24 protein-coding genes are annotated in these 26,245 nt (G+C 61.8%); 20 read left to right on the top strand and 4 right to left on the bottom strand.

The window, feature by feature from the left end:
* The first annotated feature begins 15 nt into the window (after positions 1-15).
* Entirely contained in the window at positions 16-1,107 is a 1,092-nt protein-coding gene (locus tag PLU72_02700) for a hypothetical protein (GenBank protein ID HOT27070.1), read from the top strand.
* A 19-nt stretch (positions 1,108-1,126) separates the two neighbouring features.
* Here PLU72_02700 and PLU72_02705 read toward each other — a convergent pair whose 3' ends face one another.
* Positions 1,127-3,985: a hypothetical protein gene (locus PLU72_02705; protein HOT27071.1), complete on the bottom strand. Its 2,859-nt coding sequence runs from the start codon at positions 3,983-3,985 to the stop codon at positions 1,127-1,129.
* 240 nt (positions 3,986-4,225) lie between these two features.
* Between PLU72_02705 and glmM the strand changes: the two genes are divergently transcribed.
* The 19 genes from glmM (at position 4,226) to PLU72_02800 (ending at position 21,042) form a co-directional block, all read left to right on the top strand.
* Positions 4,226-5,575, top strand: coding sequence for a phosphoglucosamine mutase (gene glmM, locus PLU72_02710; GenBank protein ID HOT27072.1), 1,350 nt, complete (start codon positions 4,226-4,228; stop codon positions 5,573-5,575).
* A gap of 18 nt (positions 5,576-5,593) precedes the next feature.
* The gene (locus tag PLU72_02715; protein ID HOT27073.1) at positions 5,594-6,202 is read left to right on the top strand and encodes a tetratricopeptide repeat protein; all 609 of its coding nucleotides are present in this window, start codon (positions 5,594-5,596) and stop codon (positions 6,200-6,202) included.
* A gap of 31 nt (positions 6,203-6,233) precedes the next feature.
* Complete coding sequence (locus PLU72_02720) at positions 6,234-6,713, top strand: prepilin-type N-terminal cleavage/methylation domain-containing protein (protein ID HOT27074.1); 480 nt, start codon at positions 6,234-6,236, stop codon at positions 6,711-6,713.
* Positions 6,714-6,730: 17 nt separating this feature from the next.
* A complete protein-coding gene (locus tag PLU72_02725; GenBank protein HOT27075.1) occupies positions 6,731-7,366 on the top strand; it encodes a type II secretion system protein in 636 nt (211 codons plus the stop codon).
* Complete coding sequence (locus PLU72_02730; protein ID HOT27076.1) at positions 7,363-7,857, top strand: hypothetical protein; 495 nt, start codon at positions 7,363-7,365, stop codon at positions 7,855-7,857. The genes PLU72_02725 and PLU72_02730 overlap by 4 nt, the downstream gene beginning before the upstream one ends.
* 26 nt (positions 7,858-7,883) lie before the next feature.
* Positions 7,884-9,197: an FG-GAP-like repeat-containing protein gene (locus tag PLU72_02735; GenBank protein ID HOT27077.1), complete on the top strand. Its 1,314-nt coding sequence runs from the start codon at positions 7,884-7,886 to the stop codon at positions 9,195-9,197.
* Positions 9,197-10,555: a tetratricopeptide repeat protein gene (locus tag PLU72_02740; protein ID HOT27078.1), complete on the top strand. Its 1,359-nt coding sequence runs from the start codon at positions 9,197-9,199 to the stop codon at positions 10,553-10,555. The genes PLU72_02735 and PLU72_02740 overlap by 1 nt, the downstream gene beginning before the upstream one ends.
* Positions 10,556-10,764: 209 nt before the next feature.
* Positions 10,765-11,508 carry a hypothetical protein gene (locus PLU72_02745; GenBank protein ID HOT27079.1) on the top strand — a complete coding sequence of 248 codons (744 nt, stop codon included), beginning with the start codon at positions 10,765-10,767 and terminating at the stop codon, positions 11,506-11,508.
* A 21-nt stretch (positions 11,509-11,529) separates the two neighbouring features.
* Positions 11,530-12,096, top strand: coding sequence for an isochorismatase family protein (locus tag PLU72_02750; protein HOT27080.1), 567 nt, complete (start codon positions 11,530-11,532; stop codon positions 12,094-12,096).
* An 18-nt stretch (positions 12,097-12,114) separates the two neighbouring features.
* Positions 12,115-12,879 (top strand): hypothetical protein, encoded by a 765-nt coding sequence (locus PLU72_02755; protein ID HOT27081.1) that lies wholly within the window; start codon positions 12,115-12,117, stop codon positions 12,877-12,879.
* A complete protein-coding gene (locus tag PLU72_02760; GenBank protein ID HOT27082.1) occupies positions 12,864-13,070 on the top strand; it encodes a 4Fe-4S binding protein in 207 nt (68 codons plus the stop codon). The genes PLU72_02755 and PLU72_02760 overlap by 16 nt, the downstream gene beginning before the upstream one ends.
* 23 nt (positions 13,071-13,093) lie before the next feature.
* Entirely contained in the window at positions 13,094-14,179 is a 1,086-nt protein-coding gene (locus PLU72_02765; GenBank protein HOT27083.1) for a 3-methyl-2-oxobutanoate dehydrogenase subunit VorB, read from the top strand.
* 30 nt (positions 14,180-14,209) lie between these two features.
* The gene (locus PLU72_02770) at positions 14,210-14,959 is read left to right on the top strand and encodes a thiamine pyrophosphate-dependent enzyme (GenBank protein ID HOT27084.1); all 750 of its coding nucleotides are present in this window, start codon (positions 14,210-14,212) and stop codon (positions 14,957-14,959) included.
* 201 nt (positions 14,960-15,160) lie between these two features.
* On the top strand, positions 15,161-15,715 hold the full coding sequence (locus tag PLU72_02775) for a 2-oxoacid:acceptor oxidoreductase family protein (GenBank protein ID HOT27085.1): 555 nt from the start codon (positions 15,161-15,163) through the stop codon (positions 15,713-15,715).
* 349 nt (positions 15,716-16,064) lie between these two features.
* A complete protein-coding gene (locus PLU72_02780; protein ID HOT27086.1) occupies positions 16,065-17,555 on the top strand; it encodes an ATP-binding cassette domain-containing protein in 1,491 nt (496 codons plus the stop codon).
* Between the two features lie 74 nt (positions 17,556-17,629).
* On the top strand, positions 17,630-18,238 hold the full coding sequence (locus tag PLU72_02785; GenBank protein ID HOT27087.1) for a 2-oxoacid:acceptor oxidoreductase family protein: 609 nt from the start codon (positions 17,630-17,632) through the stop codon (positions 18,236-18,238).
* A 114-nt stretch (positions 18,239-18,352) separates the two neighbouring features.
* Positions 18,353-18,964, top strand: a complete 612-nt coding sequence (gene rsfS, locus PLU72_02790) for a ribosome silencing factor (GenBank protein HOT27088.1) — start codon at positions 18,353-18,355, stop codon at positions 18,962-18,964.
* Positions 18,961-19,665 (top strand): 16S rRNA (uracil(1498)-N(3))-methyltransferase, encoded by a 705-nt coding sequence (locus PLU72_02795; protein HOT27089.1) that lies wholly within the window; start codon positions 18,961-18,963, stop codon positions 19,663-19,665. The genes rsfS and PLU72_02795 overlap by 4 nt, the downstream gene beginning before the upstream one ends.
* Positions 19,666-19,758: 93 nt before the next feature.
* Positions 19,759-21,042, top strand: a complete 1,284-nt coding sequence (locus PLU72_02800; protein ID HOT27090.1) for a MiaB/RimO family radical SAM methylthiotransferase — start codon at positions 19,759-19,761, stop codon at positions 21,040-21,042.
* Positions 21,043-21,325: 283 nt separating this feature from the next.
* Here PLU72_02800 and PLU72_02805 read toward each other — a convergent pair whose 3' ends face one another.
* The 3 genes from PLU72_02805 to PLU72_02815 are packed head-to-tail and all read right to left on the bottom strand — an operon-like array spanning position 21,326 to position 26,245.
* Entirely contained in the window at positions 21,326-22,825 is a 1,500-nt protein-coding gene (locus PLU72_02805; GenBank protein ID HOT27091.1) for a prepilin-type N-terminal cleavage/methylation domain-containing protein, read from the bottom strand.
* Positions 22,826-22,866: 41 nt separating this feature from the next.
* Positions 22,867-23,364, bottom strand: a complete 498-nt coding sequence (locus PLU72_02810) for a prepilin-type N-terminal cleavage/methylation domain-containing protein (protein ID HOT27092.1) — start codon at positions 23,362-23,364, stop codon at positions 22,867-22,869.
* 1 nt (position 23,365) lies between these two features.
* Positions 23,366-26,245: a hypothetical protein gene (locus PLU72_02815; GenBank protein ID HOT27093.1), complete on the bottom strand. Its 2,880-nt coding sequence runs from the start codon at positions 26,243-26,245 to the stop codon at positions 23,366-23,368.

Raw genomic sequence — 26,245 nt, forward strand, 5'->3', positions numbered from 1 at the left:
CAAAGGATGACATCTATGACCGCCACCTCCTTTGGAAAATATATTATATATATAAATATATATTGGTTTCTTGCGGGCTTCGCTCTGCTGGGATGCGTTGCGGAAGCGAAACCGGGGGAGGGGCTGGTGCTCATGAGCGGCGACCTTTCCCACCGGTTCATGGTGAAGACCATGACCGAACCGAACGCCGGGGCCGGCAAGGAAAAACACAGTTTCGCCTCCAAGGCTCAGTTGAACCTCTTCCGGACCGACGGAGACCGGGAGTGGCATGTGTCGCTCTCCACGCTCGACAACAGTCATCTCGCGTCGTCACTGAAGACGCTTTCCCGCGAAGGAACCCGCATCCTGACCGTCCGGGACTTCCAGTTCGTGAATCTGTATGGCCGATGGTCGCTGCCGGATGGCACGGCCGTGAGGATCGGCCGGACGCAGGTGCCGTTTCTGAAATTCAAGAGCGAGCTACTGTGGGACAACGACATCTACTGGGACGGCTTCTGGCTCGAGCATCCGGCGCGCGGGCTCGGCAGGAAGGCCGTCTGGCACGGCGGCGCCTTCGAAATCCACCGGGATCTCCGGTTCAGGGGCGACCGGCTGTATGTCATGGGCGCCATGGGACAGCCGAAGGCCGGCCGGACGCAGCTCGAGTGGCGGATCGACCGGTTCCAGTACGGCATCGACACGGCAGGCTGGGCCCGGACGACGGCCCCCGGATATCGGATCGTGAACGGATACGTCGCCGCCGAGTGGCCTTCTCAGGTGCGGGTGACGTTCGACTGGGCGAGAAACTTTCTGGCTGATGGTCCCGGACCCCTCCATCGGGGCGGGGACGCCTGGAACGCGACGCTGCTGCTCGGCAGGATGAAACGCGCGGGACGCTTCCAGGTCATTTCGCAGTATTTCCAGGCCGGCGCCGATGCGGTGCCCGGAAACTTCGTCGCCTACGAAAAGCGGAACAACATGCAGGGAATCCTGCTGACGATGAAATACAAGCTGGCTCCCCGCGTGGACATCGTCGCGAGCCACCTGGATTGGAGGCGTATCGAGGCAGCCGCCGGCGGCGACCGCCGATACCGCCGCTGGGAATGGGCGCTCAACCACTCCTTCTAGGTTCTTGCGATCGGGCGGTTCAGGCGTGGTGCTTCCGGAAATGCCGGAGCCAGGCGAGGAACTTCTCGGTCTGGGAACCGATCAGTTCGGTCAGGAGGATCGCCTCGCGGTCCTGGTAGTTCTTGAGGGCGAACTCAGACAGCAGGTTGAGGCAGCCGGGGTCGCTGAACAGCTCGAGCAGACGGTCGAAATGATGCCTGAACTCCTCGGCCTTCTTCTGCCGCTCCTCTGACGAAAGACTTGGACGACGCAGTTTGAGCCGCTCGAGGAGAGACAACGGCTGGTTGAAGAGCTGGGCGAGACAGGTCGGACCCCGCGGCTGGCGTGCCCAGATATACAGGATGTCGAGCATCGCGGTGAGCCGCACGTCGCGATCGTGCGAGCTCAGGCGCGGGAGCAGCTCGCTGAGGTCGCGCTTGCGGATGACGATGCGCTGGCTGTATTTCCCGAAGCCCTCGATGAAGCCGCCCACGACGTCGGACCAGAGTTTCGCCTGAACGATGCTCGGAATGCCGATCAGGTTGCCGATCGGCGCGAAGGTCGTCGCGAACGGCCAGGCGAGCACCGTGCGGAAGAAGTTCGCCCGGATGACCCGGCGGTCGAAGTTGCGCAACCGGTTATGGGTGCTGATGTAGATTCCGTTCGCCATGCAGAGGAAGAAGAACTTGGCGCCCTCGAACAAGAAGCCCGACTTCTCGAGCGGCCAGTTTTCGTCGAACGCGATTTTCACGATGCCCAGGATCGGGACGCTGAAGCCGGTCCAGAATAAGGACTGAGATATATTATCGAAGTTGACGTTGCGGAGGCTCCAGTTCCGGATGAGGATCCCGGAGCTTGCGAGCAGGTCGACCAGCATGTTCCGGGTGCCGGTGATCAGGAACCAGATCGTCGCAAACATCACCCCGGCCAGCTGGCCGAACTGGTAATTCATGAACGAGAACGCCACGATGAATCCGATGGTGATGCGCCAGAGGCTCTTGAGGCCGGGGTTCACATACGCCCAGAACTCTCCGGGCGGGACGAGGGCGAGCGCTTCCTCGTCTCCGACCAGATTCCGGAAGGGCTTCCCGATCTTTCCCATGCAGACGACATCCGACGCGCTTCCAATCGGCGCATCGGGGCTGTCGTTCTTCTTTCCGCCGTGGATGACGAGGTCGGCGATCGGCCGGGGCACCTTATAATGCGATTCGAGGAATTCGGGGCGCACCGACTCGGGAATGTTGCCGACCTTGATGAAGCCCATGCCCGGGATCGTCGGGTCGCGGCCGGTCGAATCGCTGCCGCAGACGGGAACCAGCGGCCGGCGTGCGATGAGTTCCCGGGCTTTTCTGACCTGCTCGCGGGTTCCGCCCGTGATGCCGTGCTGCTCGAGGAAGTTCACGATGTCGTCATCGGTGCCGTTGTTGAGCAGGTAGACGAACTTGTTGAAGATGATCAGGTCGTTCGGGTTGCGCGACGAACTGTCGCGCAGGTTCAGGGTCTCGATGTGCGAGATGCGGGCGATATGCTTGAGCAGGTGCTGCATCGAGTCCTTGAGGCCGATTTCGAGGGGGTGAATCATCACGATCCGGCCGCCTTGGCCGATCAGCGTGTCGAGAATCGGCTCTTCTTCGGCGAACTCGCTGTCGTAATCGACGACGTCCCGGCCCTCCATGTAAGCGGCGCGCAGGCTTTCGGGCGTCATCGTCTCATACTGCTCGCGGACGGCCTCGTATTGCGACGAGATGTTCTTGAACTCCCACTCACTGTAGATGCCCCGCGCGAGCCGGTCTTCGGCGGCCAAGACCTGTGCCTTCAGCTGGAGGACGCGGCGCTGAAGGATGTCGCGAAACTTCTGGAACAGGAGTTCGCCGATATGAACCCGGGAAATCTGGCCGCAGGCGACGATACGGTCCAGTTCCTCGAGGGTGAGGGGGGGGAACCAGCAGGGGCTGTCGGGCTCCCAGCCGGAATTGAGCCGGGGCCGCTGGAGCGTGTTGAATCGCTCGACGGCCGCGACCATCGTCTTGTGGCGGCTCGCCGCGTTCGTGCGGAGGCCGCTTAGAAACGGCGTGAAAATCATCCGACGTTCGTCGAAGAACGCGAAGAACTCCTTGCTGTCCGCGGTCTCGGGAGGCACATACATGTAGTGCCGACGTGCGCCGCTGTGTCCGACGCTGAACTCGATGCCGATGTTGACCTTGATGCCGAGCAGGTTCCCGGCGGTGATCGCCTCGTGGATCATGCGCCGCTCGTCGAGGTTCGAATACACGATGGTGAGGCGTGAGATGCCCTTCACAAAAGCATCCAGCAGCACCTGCGTCGGAGTTTTGCGGCCTTCCGACAGGAAGTCGTGAACGTGGTCGTCCCAGCCCATGTCGAGCTCGCGGAGCGGTTTCTCCTCTTCGGGCACCTCGACCAGGTGGAGCTTGTTGAGGAACCGGCGGACGACCGCTTCCTGTCCGAACGAGACCAGACCGAAGTCGGCCATGGCTTCCATCTGGCGTCGGCGGTTGCTGCGGGACTTGACGACCTCTTTCATCAGGTCGATCTGGATGCGCGCCGTGTTCAGCGGCATGTTGATCGTCTTCGCGTGCAGGGACTGGTCGACCAGCATTGAGAGGGCCGCAAGCCGCTCCTCGGCGGAGTTCGGGGAAAGGTCGCGCGCGATCTTGATATAGGCGCCCGCGATGCTGAGACGCCGTTTGCCGAAGTCGCGGACGAATCCGCCGGGGTGGGAGAGGTGCCGGACGTTCAGTCGGGTCGGAGGCTCGTCGAGCTTGTGGTTGACGGCATCGACCAGCGACTCGATCTCGTTGTTGAAGCTCAACCAGTCGATCAGGCGGGACAGCAGGCCGACGGCCGTGTCGTGGGAGGTTTGCAGCAGCCAGCGGAGCATGTTCGGATCCTGATCCTTTCTCGATGCCGGCCTTCGCCGGATGCCGTGATCGTGCGGTTGCTTCTTTTGCGTGTAACACAAAAAGGGAAAACCCGCCCCACCCCCGACCCGGTTTCGGACATCGGGGCGAACGCAACAGGGTTTCCCTCGGACCTCAACATTATACCCCCCCGATCGGGAAAATTCAATCGGAAGGTGTGATATACTCATTTCATTCATCACGTCCCCGGAGGTTTTTCCATGGCACGACTGTTCGGTACCGATGGTGTTCGAGGTGTGGCCAACCAGTATCCCCTGACGGCCGACATGGCGTTCCGGATCGCCCAGGCCGGCACCCGCCACCTGCTCCTCAACCACAAGAAACACGATCGGCCGATCTTCGTCGGCAAGGACACCCGCCTGTCCGGCGACATGCTCGAGCACGCCGTGGCGGCCGGCATCGCCTCGATGGGCGCCGAAGCCCGACTGCTCGGCGTGGTTCCGACCCCCGCCGTCGCCTTCATCACGCGCGAAATGCAGGGCCTCGGAGGGATCGTCATCAGCGCTTCGCACAACCCCTTCCAGGACAACGGCATCAAGATCTTCGCCGCCGACGGATATAAAATATCGGATGCTACAGAAGACGCCATCGAGAAGGACGTGACCGGCACCGCTTCGTTCATCCTTCCGACCGGGGAAAACCTTGGCCGCGTGACGGCTGATACGGCCTCGGTGCAGTTCTGGCTGGCCCATCTCGCGAAGATCCTCGGCGACTCTCACGGGGCGAAACGCCTCAAGGTCGGCCTGGACCTGGCGAACGGCGCCCTGGCCCCCTGGGCCGTGAAGTTCTTCACCGATCTCGGGTTCAGCGTCGACGCCATCGGCAACTCGCCCGACGGGCGCAACATCAACGCGAACTGCGGATCCACCCACGTTCAGCATCTCGTCGAGATGATGGGGCGCGAGCATTTCGACGTCGGCTTCGCGTTCGACGGCGACGCCGACCGGGTCATCGCCGTGACGAGCCAGGGCGACATCATTGACGGCGATTATATATTGGCCATTACAGCAAAATACCTCAAGCAGCAGGACAAGCTGCCGGGCAACTCGCTCGTCACGACCGTCATGAGCAATCTCGGCCTCGACCTCGCCATGAAGGGCCTCGACATCAAGGTGCTCAAGACGAAGGTCGGGGACAGGTTCGTTCTCGAGGAGATGAAGCGCACCCAGACGATCGTCGGCGGCGAACAGTCGGGTCACATCATCCTTTCCGACTACGCCACCACCGGAGACGGCCTGCTGACGGCCTGCTTCATTCTCAAGATCATCCGCGACACCGGCGCTTCGCTGAAGGAACTCAGCGAGGTGATGATGAAGCTGCCCCAGGTGCTCGTGAACATCCGGGTCAAGAACAAGAACTTCGATGCGGTCCCCCAGATCCAGGAGGAAATCCGCCTTTCCGAAAAGAAACTCGCCGGCCGTGGTCGCGTGCTGGTCCGCCCGTCCGGCACCGAGAACCTCGTGCGCGTGATGGCCGAGGGGCCTGACGAACGCGAGATTCGCCACCTCGTCGACGGGATCGCGAAGGCGATCTCGAATCATCTCTGCTGACGGGAAGCGGTGCGGGCGATGCGAGAAAACGGAACGATGAAGCCCCTTTCGAGGCGGTTCGCCGTTTTCTTTGCCGCCGCCCTGCTGCTTGCGCCCGGGTGCGGCCGCAAACCCCAGAACCCCGGCCAGAATGATCCCGGGAAGAAATCGCCGGATTCCGTCGCCGTCACCGGCCGGGCTTCCGATACGGTCTCGCCGGCAGGTGCCGGAAACGGCGCCATCTCATCGGGCGGCGCGCTCCTGCCGGGCCGCGGCGAGGCCCAGAAGGCGCCCATGACTCCCGCCGTCAGGCGCGAGTTCGAGCGCCGCTACGACAAAGGCATCGAACTCCTCGAAAAGCAGGAATACGGCGAAGCTTCCCGCATTTTCGAACAACTCCTCACCGAAAGCTCCGATCCGCAGGATGCGAGCGTTGCCGCCTACTGTCTCGCCGAGATCTGCTTCCGGAACAAGTCGAATGCCCGGGCTCTCGAACTGTTCAAGGAAATCGTCGAGAAGTATCCCGGCACGCCGGCCGCCGACAATGCGAAGGCCGGCATCGAGTACCTCGAGAATTTCCACAAGCACGAGGCCGATTACGTTTCCCCGGACGTGGAGGATCGGAAGCGCCGGGGAGCGGGCCGATGATGGACCCGTGCGGCGAAAAGGGCAAAATGGCATGAAACAGGCGTTCGAACGGCGACACGGTTTCTCGATCATCGAAGTGCTCCTGGCGATGCTCATCATCGGTGCCGGCGTCGTGCCGGTGCTGTCGCTGTTTCTGACCGGTTCCCGCACCGTCGAGAAGGGCGGGTTGCTGCTGTCGGCCACCATCGCGGCCCAGAACGTTCTCGACCGCGCGAAGAGCGACGCGTTTCTCTGGGGCAACGTCCCGCTCACCCTGGATTTTCCCGATCCCGATCATCCGCAGTTCACGCTGCCCGCCTTCTTCGCGAAGAAATACAGCGCGTCCGGGACGCTGATCATCGAGGAGGCTCCCGGCCACACCGTCATCGGCACCGGCGAGAAGGAGACGAACCTGGTCCAGGTCAGCGTCATCATTCGCTGGATCGAAAACAAGACCGCGCGGTCGACCAGGCTCGTGACGTACCGTGCGAACACGAACTGCTTCGACCTGAAGACGTCCGCGAAATTCTGATGAACCGCGAGGAACGAGTGAAACGCATCTCGGTGATGGCGCGCCCGGCAAGCGGTTTTACGCTCGTCGAACTTGCAATATCCGCCGTTATCGTATCGCTGATCGGTCTCGTGCTCGTGGCCGTCTTCCGAAGCAACCTCGCCACCTGGAAATGGGGCCAGGAACGCATGGAGTTCAACCAGAAGATTCAGCTCGCCATGAAGCAGGTATTCACCGACATCAAGCGCATCAATCCCGTCGTCCTCACCGACACCCAAGGGAATCTCTGGTTCAAGGGGGAGCGCATCGGCGACCTGTTTCCCAACGTCATCGAAGTCGTCGACACCGACAAACAGCCGGAAAACGGAGGCGAGGAGCTGATCTTCCAGCATACGACCTATCGCAAGCCCGGCGAGCGGACGCAGGTGCGGCTGTTCCTCGAGCAGGGGGCCCTCATGCGCGAGACGACGGACCAGAACGGGACCCGCTCCCGCGTCGTGATCTCCGACAAGGTTTCGAACCTGCATTTCGTGCGCAACACGGCCGACATCAACGAGATTTCCGTTTCGATGACGATCGCGGATGACATGAACCCGAAGCTCACCGAGGACCTCGTCTTCGCCGTCCGCCTCGACACCGATCTCGTATGCGTGAAAGCGAGGGACGGCTCATGATCGCCAGACGCGTCTCGAAGCGAGGATTCATCGCGTTCTACTCGTTCATCCTGCTGCTCATCCTGGGCATTTTCGGCATTTCCTACTGGGCCGTCTCGCGACTCTCGACGAGCGGCATCGTCCAGGAGGCCGGCCGCATTCGCGCGAGATGCCTCGCCCAGGCGGGCGTCGAGAAGGTGATGATCAACATCGTCAACCAGTATCGCCTGGGCAACCGCAACCTCGCATACCCCGGCAAATTCAGCCGGGACCGCACCGACAAGGAATACAACGTCGAGTTCGGGGACGGTTCGTACCGGGTCGAATCGGTCCAGCCCTACACGGCGCCGGGAAGCAGCAAGGTCATGACGCAGGTGCCGTATTACCAGCGCCAGACGGCCATTGGGACCTACGACATCTGGAAGATCGTCGTCGTCGGCGAAGTGCCGGAAGGCGCACAGGCGCGGGTCGAGACGCTCGTCAAGATCATCAGGCAGTATGCCCGATACTGACGGGCGAAGTCGCGGGAGGAAAATATATGGCTACATATAAAAATGCGTTTCGGGGCGCTGCCCGTGCCGCGTTTCTCGGAGGCTTCCTACTCGCTTCCGTCGCGGGAGCGGGGGCGGCGGACGACGGGCCCCGGTTCAGCGGGTTTTCCGCCAAGGTTTCCGGCGACATCTACGGCCAGCCGCGGGTCATCGAGGACATGGACGGGGACGGAAAGCAGGACCTGATCTTCGGCGCCACGGACGGCAAGGTGCATATCTACTCGTCGAGCGGCAAGGAGATCATCAGGCCGCCGAACTGGCCGAAACAGACGGGAGCCCCGATCCTTTCCGATGTGTCGGTCGCCGACCTCGACAACGACGGGAGCTCCGAGATCATCGTCAGCTCGCTGAACGGAAAGGTCTACTGCATGGACCGCCGGGGCGTGCAGAAATGGGAAGTCAACACCCGCGGCACGATCCGCCTCTCGTCCCCCGAGGTCGCCGACGTCGACGGGACGGGGAACATGTCCGTCTTTATCGGATCGAAAGCGGGCACCGTGAGCCGGATCGACAAGGACGGGCGGCTGATCTGGGAGGTCCCGATGTCGACCTCCGTCTCGTCGCGCGTCGTCGCCGCCGACATCAACGGCGACGGCACCAAGGAGCTGGTCGCGAAGGACGACAACGGGAAGGTCACGGTCCTGAACATGCGCGGTTCCGCGGAGAGCGGCTGGCCCCAGTCGACGGTCCCGAACCTGACCTGGCCCTTCGAGGTCGGTGCGGGCGACATCAACGGCGACGGCATCAAGGAGATCTTCACGACGACTCCGGAAAAAAAGTTTCTGATATGGAACAGGGACGGCAGCCTCCGGACGCAGTTCGGCCTTTCCGACGCGTCCCACTCGGCTCCCCGCCTCGCGGACCTGAACGGGGACGGCCGCGACGAGTTCGTCATCGGCCAGGCGGACGGGGTGGTGATGGTGTGTGATCGCGACGGCAAACCGCTTCCCGGGTGGCCATTCAAGACCAGACATTCGATCTATCACACGCCGCAGGTGATCGACGTCGACGGCGACGGCCGGCTCGACGTGGTGTTCACGGCCTGGAACCCCGAAGGCGTGGGCAAACAGGCGGGATACGTGATGGCGCTGGGTCGTGACGGGACCCCGCTCCGCGGGTATCCGAAATACATCGGGAAATCCATCGCCCCGCTGACCTTTGCCGATCTCGACGACGACGGGTATCTCGAGATGATCGCCGCGGGCGGCATCAACTACACCGACGATCAGCTTCACGTCTTCCCGACCGGCGCCCGCGTGCAGATCCGGCTGGCGATTCTCGGCAGCGAGGTATCCTTCTGATGCGGTTCGTCCCCTTTCCCGCTTGGCGCAGGGCTTTCCTGGCGGCGCTCTGCGCGGCTTCGGTGTGCGCCGGGGGCGCATGCGCCCAGGAAGAGGATGACGTCCGCGAGTTCCTGACCAAGGGGCAGGTTTGCTACCAGAAACGCGACCTGGCGGGTGCCGCGCTCGAGTTCGAGAACGTGCTCCTCCTCGATCCGGCGAATTTCGAGGCGTCGATCTGGCTGGCCCAGATCTATGCCGACCAGAAGAACATGTTCAAGGCCCGGCAGATGCTCCAGCAGGCGAAACGGATCATGCCGACGCACGCCCGCGTGATCGCGCTCGAGAAACTGTTCGGTGCCGACAAGCCTCGGGTCTCGAAAAAGGAAACCGACCTGGTGATGCACGAGGCGCTGACCCTGCTCGGTTCGGGAACGAACCTGCGGCCATACGGCCTCGTCGTGCCCGAGCGGAAGGTCCGGGCCGCCGGCGTCCAGTCCTCGACGATGGCCGCGTTCGAGGACGTGGAAATTGCGATCGAACCCTCGCTCGGAACGGCCCCGGCGAACGCTCCTGCCGGTATCGACGCGTTCGCGAAGGAGGAGGGACCGCTCGCCCCCGTGTTCGAGGCGCGGACGGTCGAGGGACTGGCGAAGGCGCTCGACGTCTATTTTGAGATCGTCGGGAAGGACAAAACCCTCGTCGAACAGGATGACAAGGGCTTGCTCACCGAGGGAATCGCGTTCTACGAGCCGAAACTCCGCGCGAATGCCAGCGACACCGAGGCCGTTTTCTATTACGGCATGATCCAGTTCTACAACGGGGCGGTCGAAGAAGCGTTCAAACTCCTCGAGCCCCTGCGTGACAACGAGACGCCCTACGGCGACCGGCTCCAGGTCGTCTGGAATGAGATCGACAAACGGAGACGCGAGGAGGAAGCCCGCCGCGAAGCCCTCAGGCGCGAGGAGGAGGCCCGCGAAGCCGCCCGCATCGCCGCCGCCGAACAGGCCGCCGCCGCGTCCGCCGCGATCGCCGCCGCCGCAGGAAGCGCTCCCGCCGGAACCGTCGCCTCCGCCTCGAACCCTGCTGACGCCCTTCACGCCGAAGGCTACGAACTGTACAAGAAGGGCCAGGTCGATGCCGCGATCGAGAGGTTCAATACCGCCATCAGCCGCAACCCGAACGAACCGAATTACCACTACCACCTCGGCCTCGCCCTCACGGACAAGGGACTCGGGGGGCAATACGACGCATTTGACCGGGCGATCGAGTCGTTCAACCGCGTTCTGCGCCTCGCCCCGCCCGGCGAAAAACTCGCGAAAGACGCCGAAGCCATGGTTCGCGACATCACCGCCGCCAAAAACACCCTCAAACGCTGAACCCCGAAGATTCAGAACGCCCCCCAGGGAAACGGCCACAGACGTTTATCCCGGGGACATCCCGCGATGTATTCGTGGGAAGGAAATTCTTTCGAACTCTTCGGTTTTGCGGCACAGCGGTTCGTTGTATCATGCAAAGGCCAAAAAGATCGGTTGCGGTCGGGGATTTGTGATATACTTTCCGCGTTTGCCACAAGGAGAGAGTCGAGATGGGTGTGACAACGAAACACAATCGCGGCCAGGAAATTTCCCCTGACCTCGATGCCGGTGAAAACGGCGTCGCCGTCGAGGTGCCGGTGACCCGCCCCTTCGAAGGGTACACCTACATCCGCAAGGAATGGGTCGACCAGGAAGACGGGATCGAGAAGGTCACTTTCAACATGACGCTCGGGCCGGTCAATCTTCCCGCCGACTGGAGCCGCACCCAGACGTTCGTCATGATGCCGGAATGGGGCACGTCCCCCCTCCGCCGCACCTGGATCGTGAGACTGCCGACGCATCTCGAAGGGCACGAACAATATCTTTTCCACTATTTTTTTCAGACCTACTATGCGAACGGTGAGGAGCGCGTCAGCAGCATGTTCGCCCAGTTGATCCAGCCGCGCGAGATCGAGTATATCGATTACGGAGGCGAGCTCGTCAACGTTCGTCTCCACTGGAGCGTCGGCGACTGGGCATACGCGCAGGACACCGAACTCGAGGTAGACGGCATCGAGTGGGGAAGCGAATTTTCCGTCAGCAGCGCGCCCTATCGCGCCAAAGACCGTCTGTATCAGAATGGCCGCACCCTCGTGATGCGCCGTCTGCCCGTTCCGCGAAGGTTTCACGGCCTGATCTGGGCCCCGAAGGGCGCCGAGGTCCGCTTTTGCTTCCAGCTCGTGCGGCACCGCCCCGACGGCCAGGACCTGCTGTGGGACAACAATTTCGGTAAAGATTACTCTCTGACCATCTAATCGGCGAGGAGACCGTCACCCATGAGACACCCCGACATTCTTACCCGCGAAGGCGCCGTCCTTCTCATCACCGATGTACAGAAGAAGTGCATCAAGCCCATCTACCGCAAGGAACCGATGATCAACAATATCAAGACCCTCGTTTCCTACGCCGGCATGATCGGCCTGCCCATCCTCCTCACCGAACTGGCTCCCCAGACGTTCGGCGGAACGATCGAAGAGATCAAGAAGCTGATTCCGCGTCTCGAGCCGATCAAACGCAGCCGCTACAGCGCCTTCGGCAGCGAAGATCTGACCCTGCGACTCGAGGCGATGAACACCAATACCCTCGTCGTGGTCGGCATGGAGACCCACGTGTCGGTCTGCCAGACCGTGCTCGATGCGCTGACCCGCGGCTTCCGCGTTCACGTCGTGCTCGACGCGTCCAGCTCGCGCCGCAAGGTCGACTGGAAAGTGTCGCTCGAGAAGATGCGCCGCGCCGGCGCCATCGTGACGACGATGGAACTCGTGATGCACGAAATGATCGAGCGCGTCGACGTGCCGCAGTTCGACAAGTTCCAGGAGCTGCTGAGCAACATCGGCCGCTGACGGCATTCGGACATGACGATGCCGATCGACGATGCCGCCGTCATTTTCCTTATCGGCGGACTGGGAGCCGGAAAGACCGAGCTCGCGCTGAACCTCGCCATCCGGCGGGCGCGCAGGCTCGGTTCCGGCCGTTCCTATCTGCTCGATCTCGACATCGTCAACCCCTTCTTCCGCGTCCGGCACCTGCGCGACGCCCTGACCCGCGAGGGCGTCAAGCTGATCGCGCCTGACGCGCAGGTGACCGCGAACGACATGCCGGCGATTCCCGGCGCGGCGTTCGGCGTTCTCCAGAGCCCCGACACGGCCGTCGTGTGCGACGTGGGCGGGGGGGAACTCGGACTGCGCGTCCTCGGCCGGCTCGCCCAGCAGGCGGCGGCGAGAAAGGCGCGGACGTATTTCGTCATCAACCCCTTCAGGCCCGGTTTCACGAACCTCGACACGATGCGCCGCAGCTTCGAGATTCTCACCGAACTCTCGGCCCTGCAGGTGACGCATATCGTCGCAAACCCGCATCTGATCAATGAGACAACCCCCGACCTCTTCGCCGCAGGTCTCGAGAAGGTCCGGAATTTCGCATCGGGCATGAACCTGCCGATCGCGTTTTCCGTCGCGGCGCCGGCGCTCCTCAGACAGTTGCCGCACACGGCGGCGCAGCCGTCCGACGAAGCACCCACGAATCTGGTAGAGTATGACGGACAGCCGCTCCTCGTGCTGGACCGTTACTGGGAAACACCCTGGATCATAGGAAAGGAACAGGAGGTAGCAACATGCCCAAATGGGTAATCAATGAAGACCTGTGCAAGGGTTGCGGGATCTGCATCGCCCGCTGTCCGCAGAAGGTGCTCGGCGTTTCCGACAACCTGTCTGCGAAGGGATACCACCCGACGAAAATGCTGAACGAAGAGAAGTGCACTTCGTGCGCGCTGTGCGGCCGAAGCTGTCCCGACGTGGCTATCGAAGTTTTCAAAGCCTGAATCATCCAGAAACGGAGAGAACAATGGCTGAAAAGATCCTGATGAAAGGCAACGAGGCGCTCGCCGAGGCCGCCGTCCTGGCCGGTTGCCGACACTATTTCGGATACCCCATCACCCCGCAGAGCGAGCTTCCCGAGTATCTCGCGAAGCGGCTTCCCGAGGTCGAAGGCGTGTTCCTTCAGGCCGAGAGCGAAATCGCGGCCATCAACATGGTCTACGGCGGCGCCAGCGCCGGCGCCCGCGTCATGACGAGCAGCAGCAGCCCCGGCATCAGCCTGAAGCAGGAAGGGATTTCCTACATCGCCGCGGCCGAGCTTCCCTGCGTCATCGTCAACGTGATGCGCGGCGGCCCGGGCCTCGGCAACATCTCGCCGGCCCAGTCCGACTACTTCCAGGCCACCAAGGGCGGCGGCCACGGCGATTACCACCTGATCGTCCTGTCGCCCAACTCGGTCCAGGAAATGGCCGACATGACCGTCAAGGCGTTCGAGGCCGCCGACATCTTCAAGAACCCCGTCATGATCCTCAGCGACGGCGTTCTCGGCCAGATGATGGAGCCGGTCGTGCTGCCGGAGCCGACCGATTACGACATCAACAGCAAAAAATGGGCGCTCGGCTACCGCGGCGCCGACAAGAAGGAACGCAACCTCGTCACGACGATCTTCATGAGCGTCGAGAACCTCGAGGAACACAACTGGCACTTGTACCAGAAATATCAGTACATCCGCGACGAGTTCGAGAAAGGCTCCTGGAAAGATCTGTCGGTCGAAGAGCACGAGTGTGAAGACGCCGACATCATCCTCGTCGGCTACGGCATCATCAGCCGCATCCTCAAAACCGTCGTCGAGAAGTGCCGCAAGCGGGGCATCAAGGCAGGCCTGCTGCGACCCAAGTCGCTGTGGCCCTTCCCGAGCGGCCGCGTGGCCGAACTCGCGAAGAAGACGAAGCAGTTCCTCGTCGTCGAGATGTCGTGCGGCCAGATGGTCGAGGACGTCAAACTGGCGGTCGACGGAAAGAAGCCCGTCTACTTCTTCGGCCGAACCGGCGGAACCATCCCGTCAGACTTCGAGATTCTCACCGAAGTCGACAAGATCGTGCGCCCCGACTGACGGCGCCGCGCAAGAGAAGGAGCGAAGCATATGCAGAAAGTTTTCTCGCGGCCGCAGAGCCTGAGCGCGAATCCGACCCATTACTGTCCCGGCTGCGACCACGGCGTCGTCCATCGTCTCGTGGCCGAATCCGTCGACGAACTCGGCCTGGCCGAACGCACGATCGGCGTCGCGCCGGTCGGTTGCTCGGTGTTCGCCTACGAATACTTCAACCTCGATTTCATCTCCGCCGCGCACGGCCGGGCCCCGGCCGTCGCAACCGGCATCAAGCGCTGCCGGCCCGACTCGATCGTCTTCACCTACCAGGGCGACGGCGACCTTGCCGCGATCGGCACCGCCGAGATCATTCACGCCGCCAACCGCGGCGAGAACATCTCGGTCGTGTTTATCAATAATGCCATCTATGGAATGACCGGCGGCCAGATGGCCCCGACCACCCTGATCGGCATGAAGACTGCCACCTCGCCGTACGGCCGCGATGCGTCCCTCTCCGGCAATCCGATCAAGATGTCCGAGATGATCGCCGTTCTCGACGCGCCGGCCTATGTAACGCGGGTGACGATCAACACCCCGGCCAACCTGATGAAGGCGAAAAAGGCGATCAAGAACGCCTTCCAGCTCCAGAAGGACGGCAAGGGCTTCTCGTTCGTCGAAGTGCTGTGCATCTGCCCCACCAACTGGGGCAAGCCGCCCGTCGAGGCGCACAAGTGGCTGGCCGAGAACATGATTCCGGTCTTCCCGCTGGGCACCTTCAAGGACAAGCACAAGATCGAGGCCTGAGTTCCGCGGCCGGCCGCGCATGCCTCACGGCATCGCATCCCGTCATCGAGAGACATGGGCGACCCGCAAGGGTCGCCCGTTCTCATCAGGCCGGAAAACCGCACGCCATTCCGCGGTGCATCCCGCGTTGTTCGCAGGGGCGCATCGCGATGCGACCGCTCTCCGGCAAATATAGAATATAAAATATTAACAGGAGAATATATGAAAGCCATGCAGGGAAAGGAAGAGGTCATCATGGCCGGGTTCGGCGGCCAGGGCGTGCTGTTTCTGGGCAAGGTCGTCGCCGAGGTCGGCATGGCGGCCGGGAAGAACGTCTCGTGGCTGCCCTCCTACGGCCCCGAGATGCGCGGCGGCACCGCCAACTGCTCGGTCGTCATCTCCGAGGAGCCGATCGCGTCTCCGATCGTGAACGAGCCCGACATGCTGATCGCCATGAACCGTCCCTCCGTCACGAAGTTCCTGCCGAAGGTCAAGAAGGGCGGCGTCATGATCTACAACTCGAGCCTGATCCCCGCCGAGACATACCGCGACGACGTGACGGTCATCCCCGTGCCCGCCAGCAAAATCGCCGGCGATCTCGGCAGCGAGCGCGTCGCCAACGTCGTCATGGCCGGCGCCTTCCTGCGCGCCTGCCCCGTCATGACCCTCGAGCAGGCCCTGAAGCAGATCGAACACCTGACCCCCGCGAAGAAGAAAGACCTGCTCGACCTCAACAAGACCGCCTTCACGAAAGGCTACGAATACACGCATCAGTGACATGCCGGCCCCACCGCCCGTGATTTCCACGGCGCGGTGGGGATGGCCCTGACGGAACGATGCGCCTGTTGCTCTCTTCGCACCAGATGGGTATACTCGAGACGATCACTGGCGAATGTGCCGGTTTCGGAGGAGGGGCTGGGGTTGAAGAACTGAGACGGAAGCGCTGAAAACGATTGGAAGCGGGCTTTTTTCAGGCTCGTTGGCGCGTTCCGTCGTGGGTGAGACGCTCGAAGTGAAGCCCCACCTTCGTTCTTGCCCCTTCACATCAGCTGGAATTCGATGGAAGTTCCCCTGATGTCCTGACAGCGATACGGACCGCTCGGCCTGCCAGGAAGATGAGGGGTCAATGATCAGATTCGTTGATGTGTGTTTCACACATTCGGACGCGGGTGAGCCGCTGTTCGAGAATGTCAGCCTCCAGTTCGACGCGGGCTGGACGGGCCTCGTGGGCACGAACGGTTCGGGGAAGACGACGCTGCTGAGGCTTGCAGCCGGCGAGTTGGAGCCGGACGCGGGCCACGTTTTGCGGAAGGGCAGGGCGGCGTTCTGCAGGCAGCGGACGGACTTCCGCCCCGACGGCTGGGAGACGTTCAGTGCCGCGGTTGATGCCGATGCGGCGCTGCTCAAGGGCGTGCTCGGTATCCGGCCGAACTGGTGGGATCGGTGGGAGACGCTGAGCCACGGAGAACGGAAGCGGGCGCAGATCGCCGTCGCTCTGTGGGAAGAGCCTGAGATACTGCTCGTCGATGAACCGACGAACCACCTGGACGGGGAGAGCGGGACGATGGTCCGCGAGGCGCTCGCATCCTTCAGGGGCATCGGCATTCTCGTCAGCCATGATCGGCGGCTCCTCGATGATATATGTGTGAATATTGTATTCATCGAGCCTCCGGGCGTGCTTGTGATTCCCGGCAACTACTCCGATGCGGCCGAACAGAAGGCGCTTGGCGAAGAGCATCAGCGGCGCCAGCGGAGCGCCGCAAAGGACGAACTCTCGAAACTCCGGCGGGAAGCGGCCCGAAGGCAGGCGGAGGCGGCAAGGTCGGTCCATCGCCTGTCGAAGCGCCACCTGCACCGCAATGACTCGGACGGCCGGGGAAAGCTCGATCTGGCGCGTCTGACCGGCAAGGACGCGATCGCCGGCAATTTCGCCCGGCAGCTCCGCAACAGGGTCGTGAGGACGGAAGAGAAGCTCGATTCGATCGGCTTCAAGAAAGAATACGATCTCGCCTATCACATCGACGGCGAGCGATCGCACCGGGATGTGCTGCTGCGCCTCGGCCAAGGCGTTCTTCCCCTCGGGCCGACGGAAACCCTCGCGTTTCCGGGCCTCGTCGTCGGGCCTTCAGACAGGATCGGTCTCAGCGGGCCGAACGGCACGGGCAAGAGCAGCTTCGTCAGGCATTTGCTCGGCCGGCTGATTCTGCCGCCGGAGCGGGTGGTGTATCTTCCCCAGGAAATCCCGGTAGACGAGGGCGAGCGGCTGATCCGCGAAGTGCGAAGCCTGAGCGCGGACGAACTCGGCCGCGTCCTGGCCTTCGTGAGCTGCCTCGGCACCCGGCCCGAGCGCCTCCTGCGCGGCGACCTGCCCAGTCCCGGCGAGATCCGGAAGATCCTGCTCGCGCTCGGCATCGCCCGGCGGCCCCACCTGATCGTCATGGACGAGCCGACCAACCATCTCGATCTTCCCGCCATCGAGTTGCTGGAGCGTGCCCTGCGCGACTTTCCCGGCGCTCTGATCCTCGTCAGCCACGACACCCGCTTCCTCGACGCCCTCGCGACGGCCCGATGGCGGTTCGAACGGACGGCGGGCGGGGCGCGAATGGAGAAATCATGAGCGTACTTGTGGAATTTCCATGGAATGTGATGTAAAATCACGGGGAATGACCATATCTCCGAGGAGGCTCATGCATGTCTGCAGAGGTTGAACGGATCATCCTGGCCGGGTTTGGCGGCCAGGGCATTCTGTTTCTGGGGAAAGTTCTCGCCGAGGTCGGCATGCGCAACGGCAAACACGTTTCCTGGCTGCCCTCGTACGGCCCCGAAATGCGCGGCGGCACCGCGAACTGCACGGTGATCCTCTCGGAGCACGCGATCGCTTCCCCGCTCGTCACGGTGCCCGACACGGTCATCGCGATGAACCGCCCGTCGGTGTCGAAGTTCAACCTTCGCATCAAGGCCGGCGGCATGCTGATGTACAACTCGTCGCTGATTGAGCGGCAGGAGTTCCGCGACGACATTCGCCTGGTCGAAGTGCCGGCCAGCGAGATCGCCGAAGAGTTGGGCAACCCGCGCGTCGCCAACCTCGTGATGGCGGGCGCCTACGCGAAGTTCAGCAAGCTCATCTCCTACGAGACGATGGCCGAGAACCTCCCCAAGATCACGCCGAAGGCCAAGAAAGAGCTGATCGACACGAACCTCAAGGCCCTCGAACGCGGCTACCAGTTCGTGACCGAGAAGAAATACATGTTCGGCCGGTACGTCTACTCGGTCTTCAGGGGAATCGGCAGCAACGCTTGACGATCACGCGCGGTTCCGCGTCGGACTGGCGGCCGGCCAGCCTCCGGGCGGAACCGTTTTCTTTTCACGGAGGCTGTGCAAGCGTCTCCTGACATTCAAAAGGCGAAGGACACCATGACGGAAACCACGAAAAAAAACACCAGGAAGACGGGCACGGCGAAGACAACGGCCAAAACGGCCGGAACGAAGAACCCGGCGGTCGCGAAAAAGCCTGCCGCTTCGAAAAAAGCCGCTTCAACGGCCGGTTCGACAGGGCCCGTCAAACGCACACGAAGCGCTGCCGTTGCGAAAGGTGTGGCCGCCATCAAGCCCCCGCGCCGGAAAGTCGCTCCGAAGTCCCGCAGCGAAGAGCGCCTCAGCACGCCTCGCAAAGCTTCGTCCCATCACCTTCCCGAACTTCTCCGGAACGTACTGAAGGCGCTTTCCGACAAGAAGGTCGTCGACCCGGTCCTGCTCGATGTCGAAGGACTGGTTTCATACGCCGACTACTTCGTCCTCGGCACCGGCAACAACACGCCCCACGTGCAGGCCATGGCCGACGCGGTCGCCAGGCTGCTCAAGGTGCCCGGCGTGAAGGGCGCCCGCGTCGAGGGCGATTCCCAGGCCTCCTGGGTCCTGATCGACGGCGGGGACTTTGTCGTCCACCTGTTCCAGCCCGATGCGCGCCGTTTCTACGCCCTCGACGACCTGTGGGGTGATGCGGCGAGGATTCCCGTCGAGTCATGAGTGACCAGGTGCTCGTTCCCCACGCGCGGGTCCTCGAACCTGCGGCGGACGGGGTGCTGAGCGACGAAAACCGGCATTATCTCGAACGTGTCCTCAGGCTGCGCCCCGACGAGGCGTTCACCCTCACCGACGGCTCCGGCCGTGAAGCCGTCGCGGTTCTCGGGGAAAAGGGGGCATACCGGCTTCAGGAATGGAGCGACCCCGGCCGCGAACCCGCGTTCGAGACGACGATCTTCTGCGCCGTCTCCAAGGGAGACCGATTCGAGTGGCTGATCGAGAAAGCCGTGGAAATGGGCGTGCGGCGTATCGTGCCGCTGCTGAGCTCGCGCGTCGTCGCGCCGGTTCCCGGGCCTGCGAAGATCGAGCGATGGCGCAAGATCGCCGTCACCGCCATGCTCCAGTGCGGCGGTTGCAGAATTCCGGACGTCACGGAGCCTCTGCCGTTCAAGCATCTGCCCAAACCGGACGAACGCGTGCTGCCGGTGCTGCTTCACGAGATTCCGATGGCCGTCTCGCTTCACGAGCTGCCCCGCGCCGAACGACCGGCTCTCTGGCTCGCTTCCGGTCCCGAGGGCGGGTTCGATCCGAACGAGGTGAAGGCCTTCCTCGAGGCAGGCTGGCGCGCCGTCTGGCTCGGAAAACGCCTGTTCAAGACCGACACGGCCCCCGTCGTCGCGCTTGCGCGGTTGCTTTCTCATTGAAAACATCCATATCGGCCGAGTGACCGGCGGATTTGAAACCCGCCCGGATGGCGCACCGGGATAGGCAAAAAGATACGCCTTTTATGGTGTAGTATGAAATATACATTTTTACTCAAATCGCTGGGGTGCAAGGTCAGTCAGTATGACGGCATCCGCATCGCGGAGTATCTGAGCGGCTGTGGCCTGCGGCAGGCGGGCGAAGGCGAAACGCCCGATCTCTATATCCTGAACGGTTGCGCCGTCACCGGCAGGGCTTCCCAGAAGGTACGCCAGGCGTTACGGGCCATACGTCGGCGCTGGCCCAGCGTGAAGCTCGTTCTGGCCGGATGCGAGGCGCGGCTCGCCGAAAAGCGCGCACCGGAGGAGGGGGATGAGCCTGCCGTGGAGATCGACGGGGCGCTTCCGTACGCGACGCCGCCCGCCGTTCGCGAGCTGCTCGAACATCTCGACCTTCTCCGTCCCGATATTCCCGATGCCGGCGACGAGGCCCACGTTCCCGAAGAGTTGATCGGCAGCGAACGGACCAGGGCGTTTCTGAAAATCCAGGACGGCTGCTCGCAGTTCTGCGCCTACTGTATCGTTCCCCACCTGCGCGGCCCCGAGACCTCCCGCGGGCGAGCCGAACTCGTCGACGAGGCGCGTCGGATCGTCGCGACGGGCCGTCGCGAGATCGTCGTGACCGGCATCCACGTCGGCCGGTACGCGCATGGTCTCGTCGCCCTGCTGCGTGAACTGTCGGCCATTGCCGGTCTCGACCGAATCCGGCTGAGCTCGATCGAGCCGGTCGAGGTCGAGAGCGACCTCGTCGAGTGGCTCGCGACCGATCCGAAAGCCTGCGCGCATCTGCATCTTCCCCTTCAGTCGGGGTGCGACGAGACGCTACGCGCGATGCGCCGCCCCTACGACACGGCGACCTTCGCCGCTCTCGTGGGGAGGTTGCGCGCTCGCATGCCGGACATCGGCATCAGTACCGACCTGATCGTCGGTTTTCCCGGCGAGACGGACGAGCGGTTCGCCGCGACGCTCGCCTTCGTCGAACGCCAGAGTTTTTCGCGGATACATATCTTTCGCTATTCTACGCGCGACGGTACGCCCGCCGCGACGATGCCCGGCCAGGTGCCGAACGCGGTCAAACAGACCCGCGCGAAAGCCGTCGAACGCCTCTGGAAATCTTCGGCCGCCTCGTTTCACGGCCGCTTCGTCGGCCGCTCCGTCGATGTCCTGTGGGAAACCCGGGAAAACGGCTTCTGGCATGGTCTCAGCCGCGAATACGTCCCCTGCCGCACCGCCACCGAAGCCGACCTGCACAACGTCATCACCCCAGCGACCGTCACTGCCGCCGACCCCGACGGCTGTGTCACACGCATTGATCCTTAGAGAAGACGATCCGCAGATGACGCAGATGGCGCGGATTGGCAGGGAAATCTATTGATTTCTGCAGAATGAAAGCCACCCGTTTGCCTTGAGTCTGTCGAAGGGCAAAATGAGGAATCATCGGCAAGTGGCTGTCCGTGCTTCGGCAAGCTCAGCACGAACGGAGACACGAAGCTGGTTTTTGATATGCAGGACTCAATAACCAAAAAATCTGCGTCATCTGCGAAATTTGCGGATTGTTCTCCCTGTCCTGCGGTGTCGTTGTGGGCGGCAACATATCGCCCGCTTACTTCGTGGTGGCGAGGTTGGCTTTCGCTTCTTCGATGACGTTCAGGTTGTCGATCGCCATTTCCTTCGTGCGGAGGGTCTCGGCCTTGCTTTTCCCGAAATTGAAGACCTGCTTGTTTGCTTCGTAGGCCTTGACCTTCTTTTCGTTGGTGCCTTCGTTCATCCAGGCGAGGTTGCACTTCGCATATTCGGACTTCACCTTCTCCATCTCGGCGCACTTCTTCTCGATCATCGCCTCGATGGCGGCCTTGTCGGTGCCGGTTTTCTCGCTCAGGCGAAGTTCCTTCGCCATGTTGGTCCGAAGCTCGTCGGTCGTCGCCGGATACTGATCGATGAGCCGGGTGAACTGCTTCATTTTTTCGGGGTTTTTCTTGTCTTCCTCGCTCAGTTTCTCTATCGCCTTCTCGATCTGCCGGTCGGCCAGCTTCATCTCGTAGGCTTTCTTCTGGGCATCGGCCATCTCTTTCTGGGACGCGTCTTTCTCATTGTATATCGATGCGAATGATTTCCTGAAAAACTCCTTCTCGTCCTCCTGGATTTTTGCATCTACCTGCTTCAGAATCTTGTCCGCCTTGTCGGAGGGGCGCTCGCCTTTTTCGGGAAGATTGCCGTCGGGACATTTGATGTCCGCAAGCTTGTTTCTCATGTCGGTGGCGAACGCGACGTCCGGGTCGGTGCCGACGATCCAGTCATACCACTTCTTGCCCGTATCGATGTCCTCGATCTGCTTGTTGAGCTCCTTCAGATCGTCTTTTGCCTGGGTGATCGTGTCTTCCTGGACCTTGCTCATGTCGTCGAGCTGCTCTTTCGTCAGGTTCTTGAGAGAGTCGGCGGACAGCTCCTTGTCGAACCAGGTGCTCTTGTCTGCTTCGTCGATCTTCTCCTTGATCGCCGATGCCGTCTGGAGATTGCTCGCATAGCTTTTGTTCGCCAGCTGGTAATAATCGTCGCGCATGATCACTGACGTGCGCTCGGTATGCCGGATTTCCTTCTTCGAGCCGGGAACCCGCATCTTGAGGGTGACGGCGACGTCCACCCGCGCCGACTGCTGGGGATTGGCTTCGGCCTCTTCGGGGGAAAGAGTTTTCTTCGCGACGGTCACGACGTCGACGTGACCCGAGAGCGTGCGCGGCCCCTTCCCGCTCAACTCGCGCCTCAGAAGCGGCTTGAGGAATGTGTATTTCACGGCGAGGGTTTTGTCCGTCGAAAGCTTTTCCTCACCCTTCGATTTCTCGTCGACGGCGAACCGTTCAAACTCCATCGAGAGGGGATCGGCCGTCGTTTTGAAGGTGTTCGCCTTGACGGCCTTCAAGTCGGCCGTCAGCATCTGGACGATCAGGCGGCTGTCGTGCTGGAGGATCTGACGCGTGCTCGTGATGGCCATGCTTCGCTGCGCCTGGCTCCAGAGATTCATCGTGACGCCGAGGACGAGCGCGAAGAGGGCGATGCTCACCATGACTTCCGTCATGGTGAATCCCCGTCTGCGTCCAGTTTTCATCGCCATACCTCGATTCTTCGGCCGGAACGGTCGATCCGGTTTCACAGGAACTTCGTTTCGGGATTGAACACCAGGGCCGTGGCTCTGAGTCTGCGTTCGGGCTGATTGACGGCGGTCTTTCCGCCCTTGTCGCGCCATCGGATCTCGGCCTCGAAGTAAATCTCGACGAGCTGGTTCGACTCGTTTTTCGTGCCCGTCATCGAGGTCTCCACCCAGAACTCCCGGTCGCCCGTCTTCTTCTGTTCGTCGAGCGCGGCGACCGTCTCGGGATAATACTTTTCGGGAATCGCGAACTTCTTTTCCTGCAGTACGTCGGGACATTCCTTCACATACGTCGCAAAGGGAACGTGCTTGACCTCTTCGATCAGCCGATTGAGGATGGCGGCAGCCTGCGACTGATTGCTGGTTCGCGCCGTGGCGGTGTAGTTGCCGGTTATCAAACGCAGGAGCGGCAGGAGCGCGAGGGCGATGATGGCGACCGCGACCATGATCTCGATCATGGTGATGCCGCTCCGGCGCCGGTCACGACAAGCCGTCATGTCAGTCCACCTTCCAGGTCGACCATTTCGGCGACAGAACGAGGTGATACCGGCGCGGGTCGAACTTGCCGGTTTTCGGATGGAGGCTGCCGAGAGAGGCACGGACGCGCGAGGCGATGTAGTCGATCATCACGTGGCCTTGCATGCGCATCTTGTCGACGCGGTTCGTCACCCAGTTCCCCTGGATGTTCAGCGACGTGCTCGGGGAGACGTAGAGGCCGACGTTGGTGTACAGGGAGCCTTCGAACGTCAGATTTCCGGGCTTGGTGGCGATCAGGCCGCCGTTGCGCACGATCAGGCTGAACACCGTTCGCTTGTCGGGGTTTTCTGCTGCGGCCGCGTCGTCGATGCACGCGACGTTGCAGCCGAGATAGGCGTTGCCGGAGCAGACGATCATGCCCTTCCCGACGACGTTGAAGGTGTCTCCCTCGGCCGGGGCGAAGGGCTTTTCATCCGAGCCGAGCGAGCCTGCGATGAAGTTGACGCCGTTCAGCATGAACGCCTTGCCCTTGGGGGTGTCGACCATGCGGTTGGGCAGGTCCTTCAGGAACGCTTCGTAGGTGGGGTAATAGTAGGTTGCCTTCTTCGCGAACTGCTCGATCGCGTAGAAATTGGCGGGACAGTTGATCATCTTGGCCGGGTCATACGCCGTCAGAGCCGTGTCGGCGGCGTTCGTCTCGACGTCGAACGGCTTGAGGAACCACAAATTATAGTCATATTTATTGATGACTTCGTCGCAGAACCATACAGGGATCGGAACCGGCGGGACGAAACACCACGGCGGCGGGAACGGCAGCAGCGGGAGCCGGTCGGCCTGCGACAGGCCGATGATCGTGACATGCCACTGGCGGTAGCGCTTCGCCACCATGCCTTCGATGTCGCGGGACAGCGTCGGATACTGGCTGTTCGTGCCGAAGAAGTGGGTCTTGTTCTGGCCCCATCCCAGTGTCGGAAGGGTATAGATGCTGTTGCGCGTGCCCATCCAGGGGAGCTCGAAATCGATGAACGCATCGTCCTCCATCATGGGGTCGCCGAACGAGATCGTGGCGTTCGGGAGGGACTTGCCGAGCCCCCGGAGGGCGAGGGATATGCCAAAATGAATGATGGTGCTGCTGACCTTTGATATGTCGGGAATGAAGTTGATCCCGTCCGGCTTGTCTTTGTCGGGAGATTCCGCCGGCGGTTCGGGGGCCCACCATTTGCCTGCGTTCACCCGCTTGATGCTGGAACGCCATTTTTCGCGGTTCTCCTTGTATACCGGATCCTTGTTGAGGAATTTCGCTTTCCCGGAGATATCCGATGAAAAGGCGAAGCCGCGGTTCAGCTTCTCGAATTTCAGGCTCTTGATGCTCGGAATACCGTATTTTTCGGCGTCGAGCTTTTTCGATTTCGTGTAGAAGGTCAAATCGACGTTATAGTCCGCCTTGGACACGACCATGTCCTTGTCCCGGCCGAGCATCATCAGGCCGTCGATGCCGCCGGAGAGATTCAAAAAGGTGTTCCCGACCGCGTTCTGGGCGAACTGCGGCCCCTTCCAGTCGCCCATCATGGAGCAGTTGACCAGCAGGGGCGTGCCGGGCTCCTCGTCGCTCTTGTAATCGTCGGGCATGTAGTTGATGCGGATCTGGCCGCCGACTTCCTTGTTCTTCTCGCGGGTTTCCTTGTCCTGGATCCGGCCGCCGCTGTTGTTGACGTAGAAGCTGCCGCCGTAGTCGTTGAAATTCATCTTGTCGTTGCTGAGGTTCGCCGCGAAGAAGCTGTACAAGGGCGCCATCGGCTGGATATCGGATACTTTGAATTCCTTCGTCGCCTCGATGCGGCGTTCCGAGAAGGTGCCGTCCTTGAAATTGATGCGAGCGACCGACAGCAGCTTGATTTCGCCGTATTTCTCGACGTGATACTCGAACCCGGTCGGGATCTCGCCTATTCCAGCGGGCCAGAGATCCGCGATCTTGGGAAAGAAGTTCTCGTCATACAGCCACTTGAAGGGGTAGATGTTCGGCTTGCCGAACGCCTGGGCGATCATGCGCGCGATCACGTCGAGCGTGAAATAATCATTGACGCCGAGGCCGTCGGGGCGGTTGCAGTTCGACGCGAACTCGCTGCCCTTGGTGAGGGGCTTGACCGCGAGGTCGATCACCGGCGTCGGGTCGATCGTCGCGAGCGTGATCTCCTTGTTGATCAGGGGGATCCACACCTTGATGGGAATGGCGAAGTTGAACAGCTTCAGCCAGTCAGGAAAATACAGCAGGAATGCCATTCTGCCCTTGTTTTCGAGGAAGTCGAGGATGTCCTGACGCGTCGAAAACTCGATATCTATACCAGGAACTTTATATTCTCCCTCGGCGGGCTTCTTCGGGGCGATGCGGAACGCTTTGTCGATCTCGACGGTGACCGTGACCTCGAAGTCCTTCGCCCTGCCGTCGCCCATGTAGTCGACGAGCTTGTCCATCGTGTCTTCTCCCTGCGGCTTGAGGCGCAGGTCGGCGGTCTTGAGCTCGATCTTGTTCTTGAACGGCGTGTTGTCGAACCCCTTCACATCGAGTAGTTCGTCGGTTCCGAGGTCTCCGCCGAAGGTGTAGGGATTGTTCGCGGCGGCCTTGAGCGGGTAGCGCAGCAGGATCGCGAAGTTCTGGATCTTCGCGTCGGACTTGAACATGTCGGGATTGTTCATCGACTTGCTGAGCATGTGGACGGCGCGGTTGAGCCCGGCCTCCGCGAGACAGGCTGCCTGGTCTCCCGTGACGGAGCGGCGCGTCTGCCTGCCCCGTTCGACGGTCGAGTTCGCCAGATGCATCGACACGAGGAAAATCAGCGACAGGAAGACGATGACGACGGAAAGGATATTCCCTTGCCGAGCGAATGCTTGCCTGTTTCGCAT

Source organism: Candidatus Ozemobacteraceae bacterium (assembly GCA_035373905.1).
In the GTDB taxonomy this organism is placed as follows: domain Bacteria; phylum Muiribacteriota; class Ozemobacteria; order Ozemobacterales; family Ozemobacteraceae; genus MWAR01.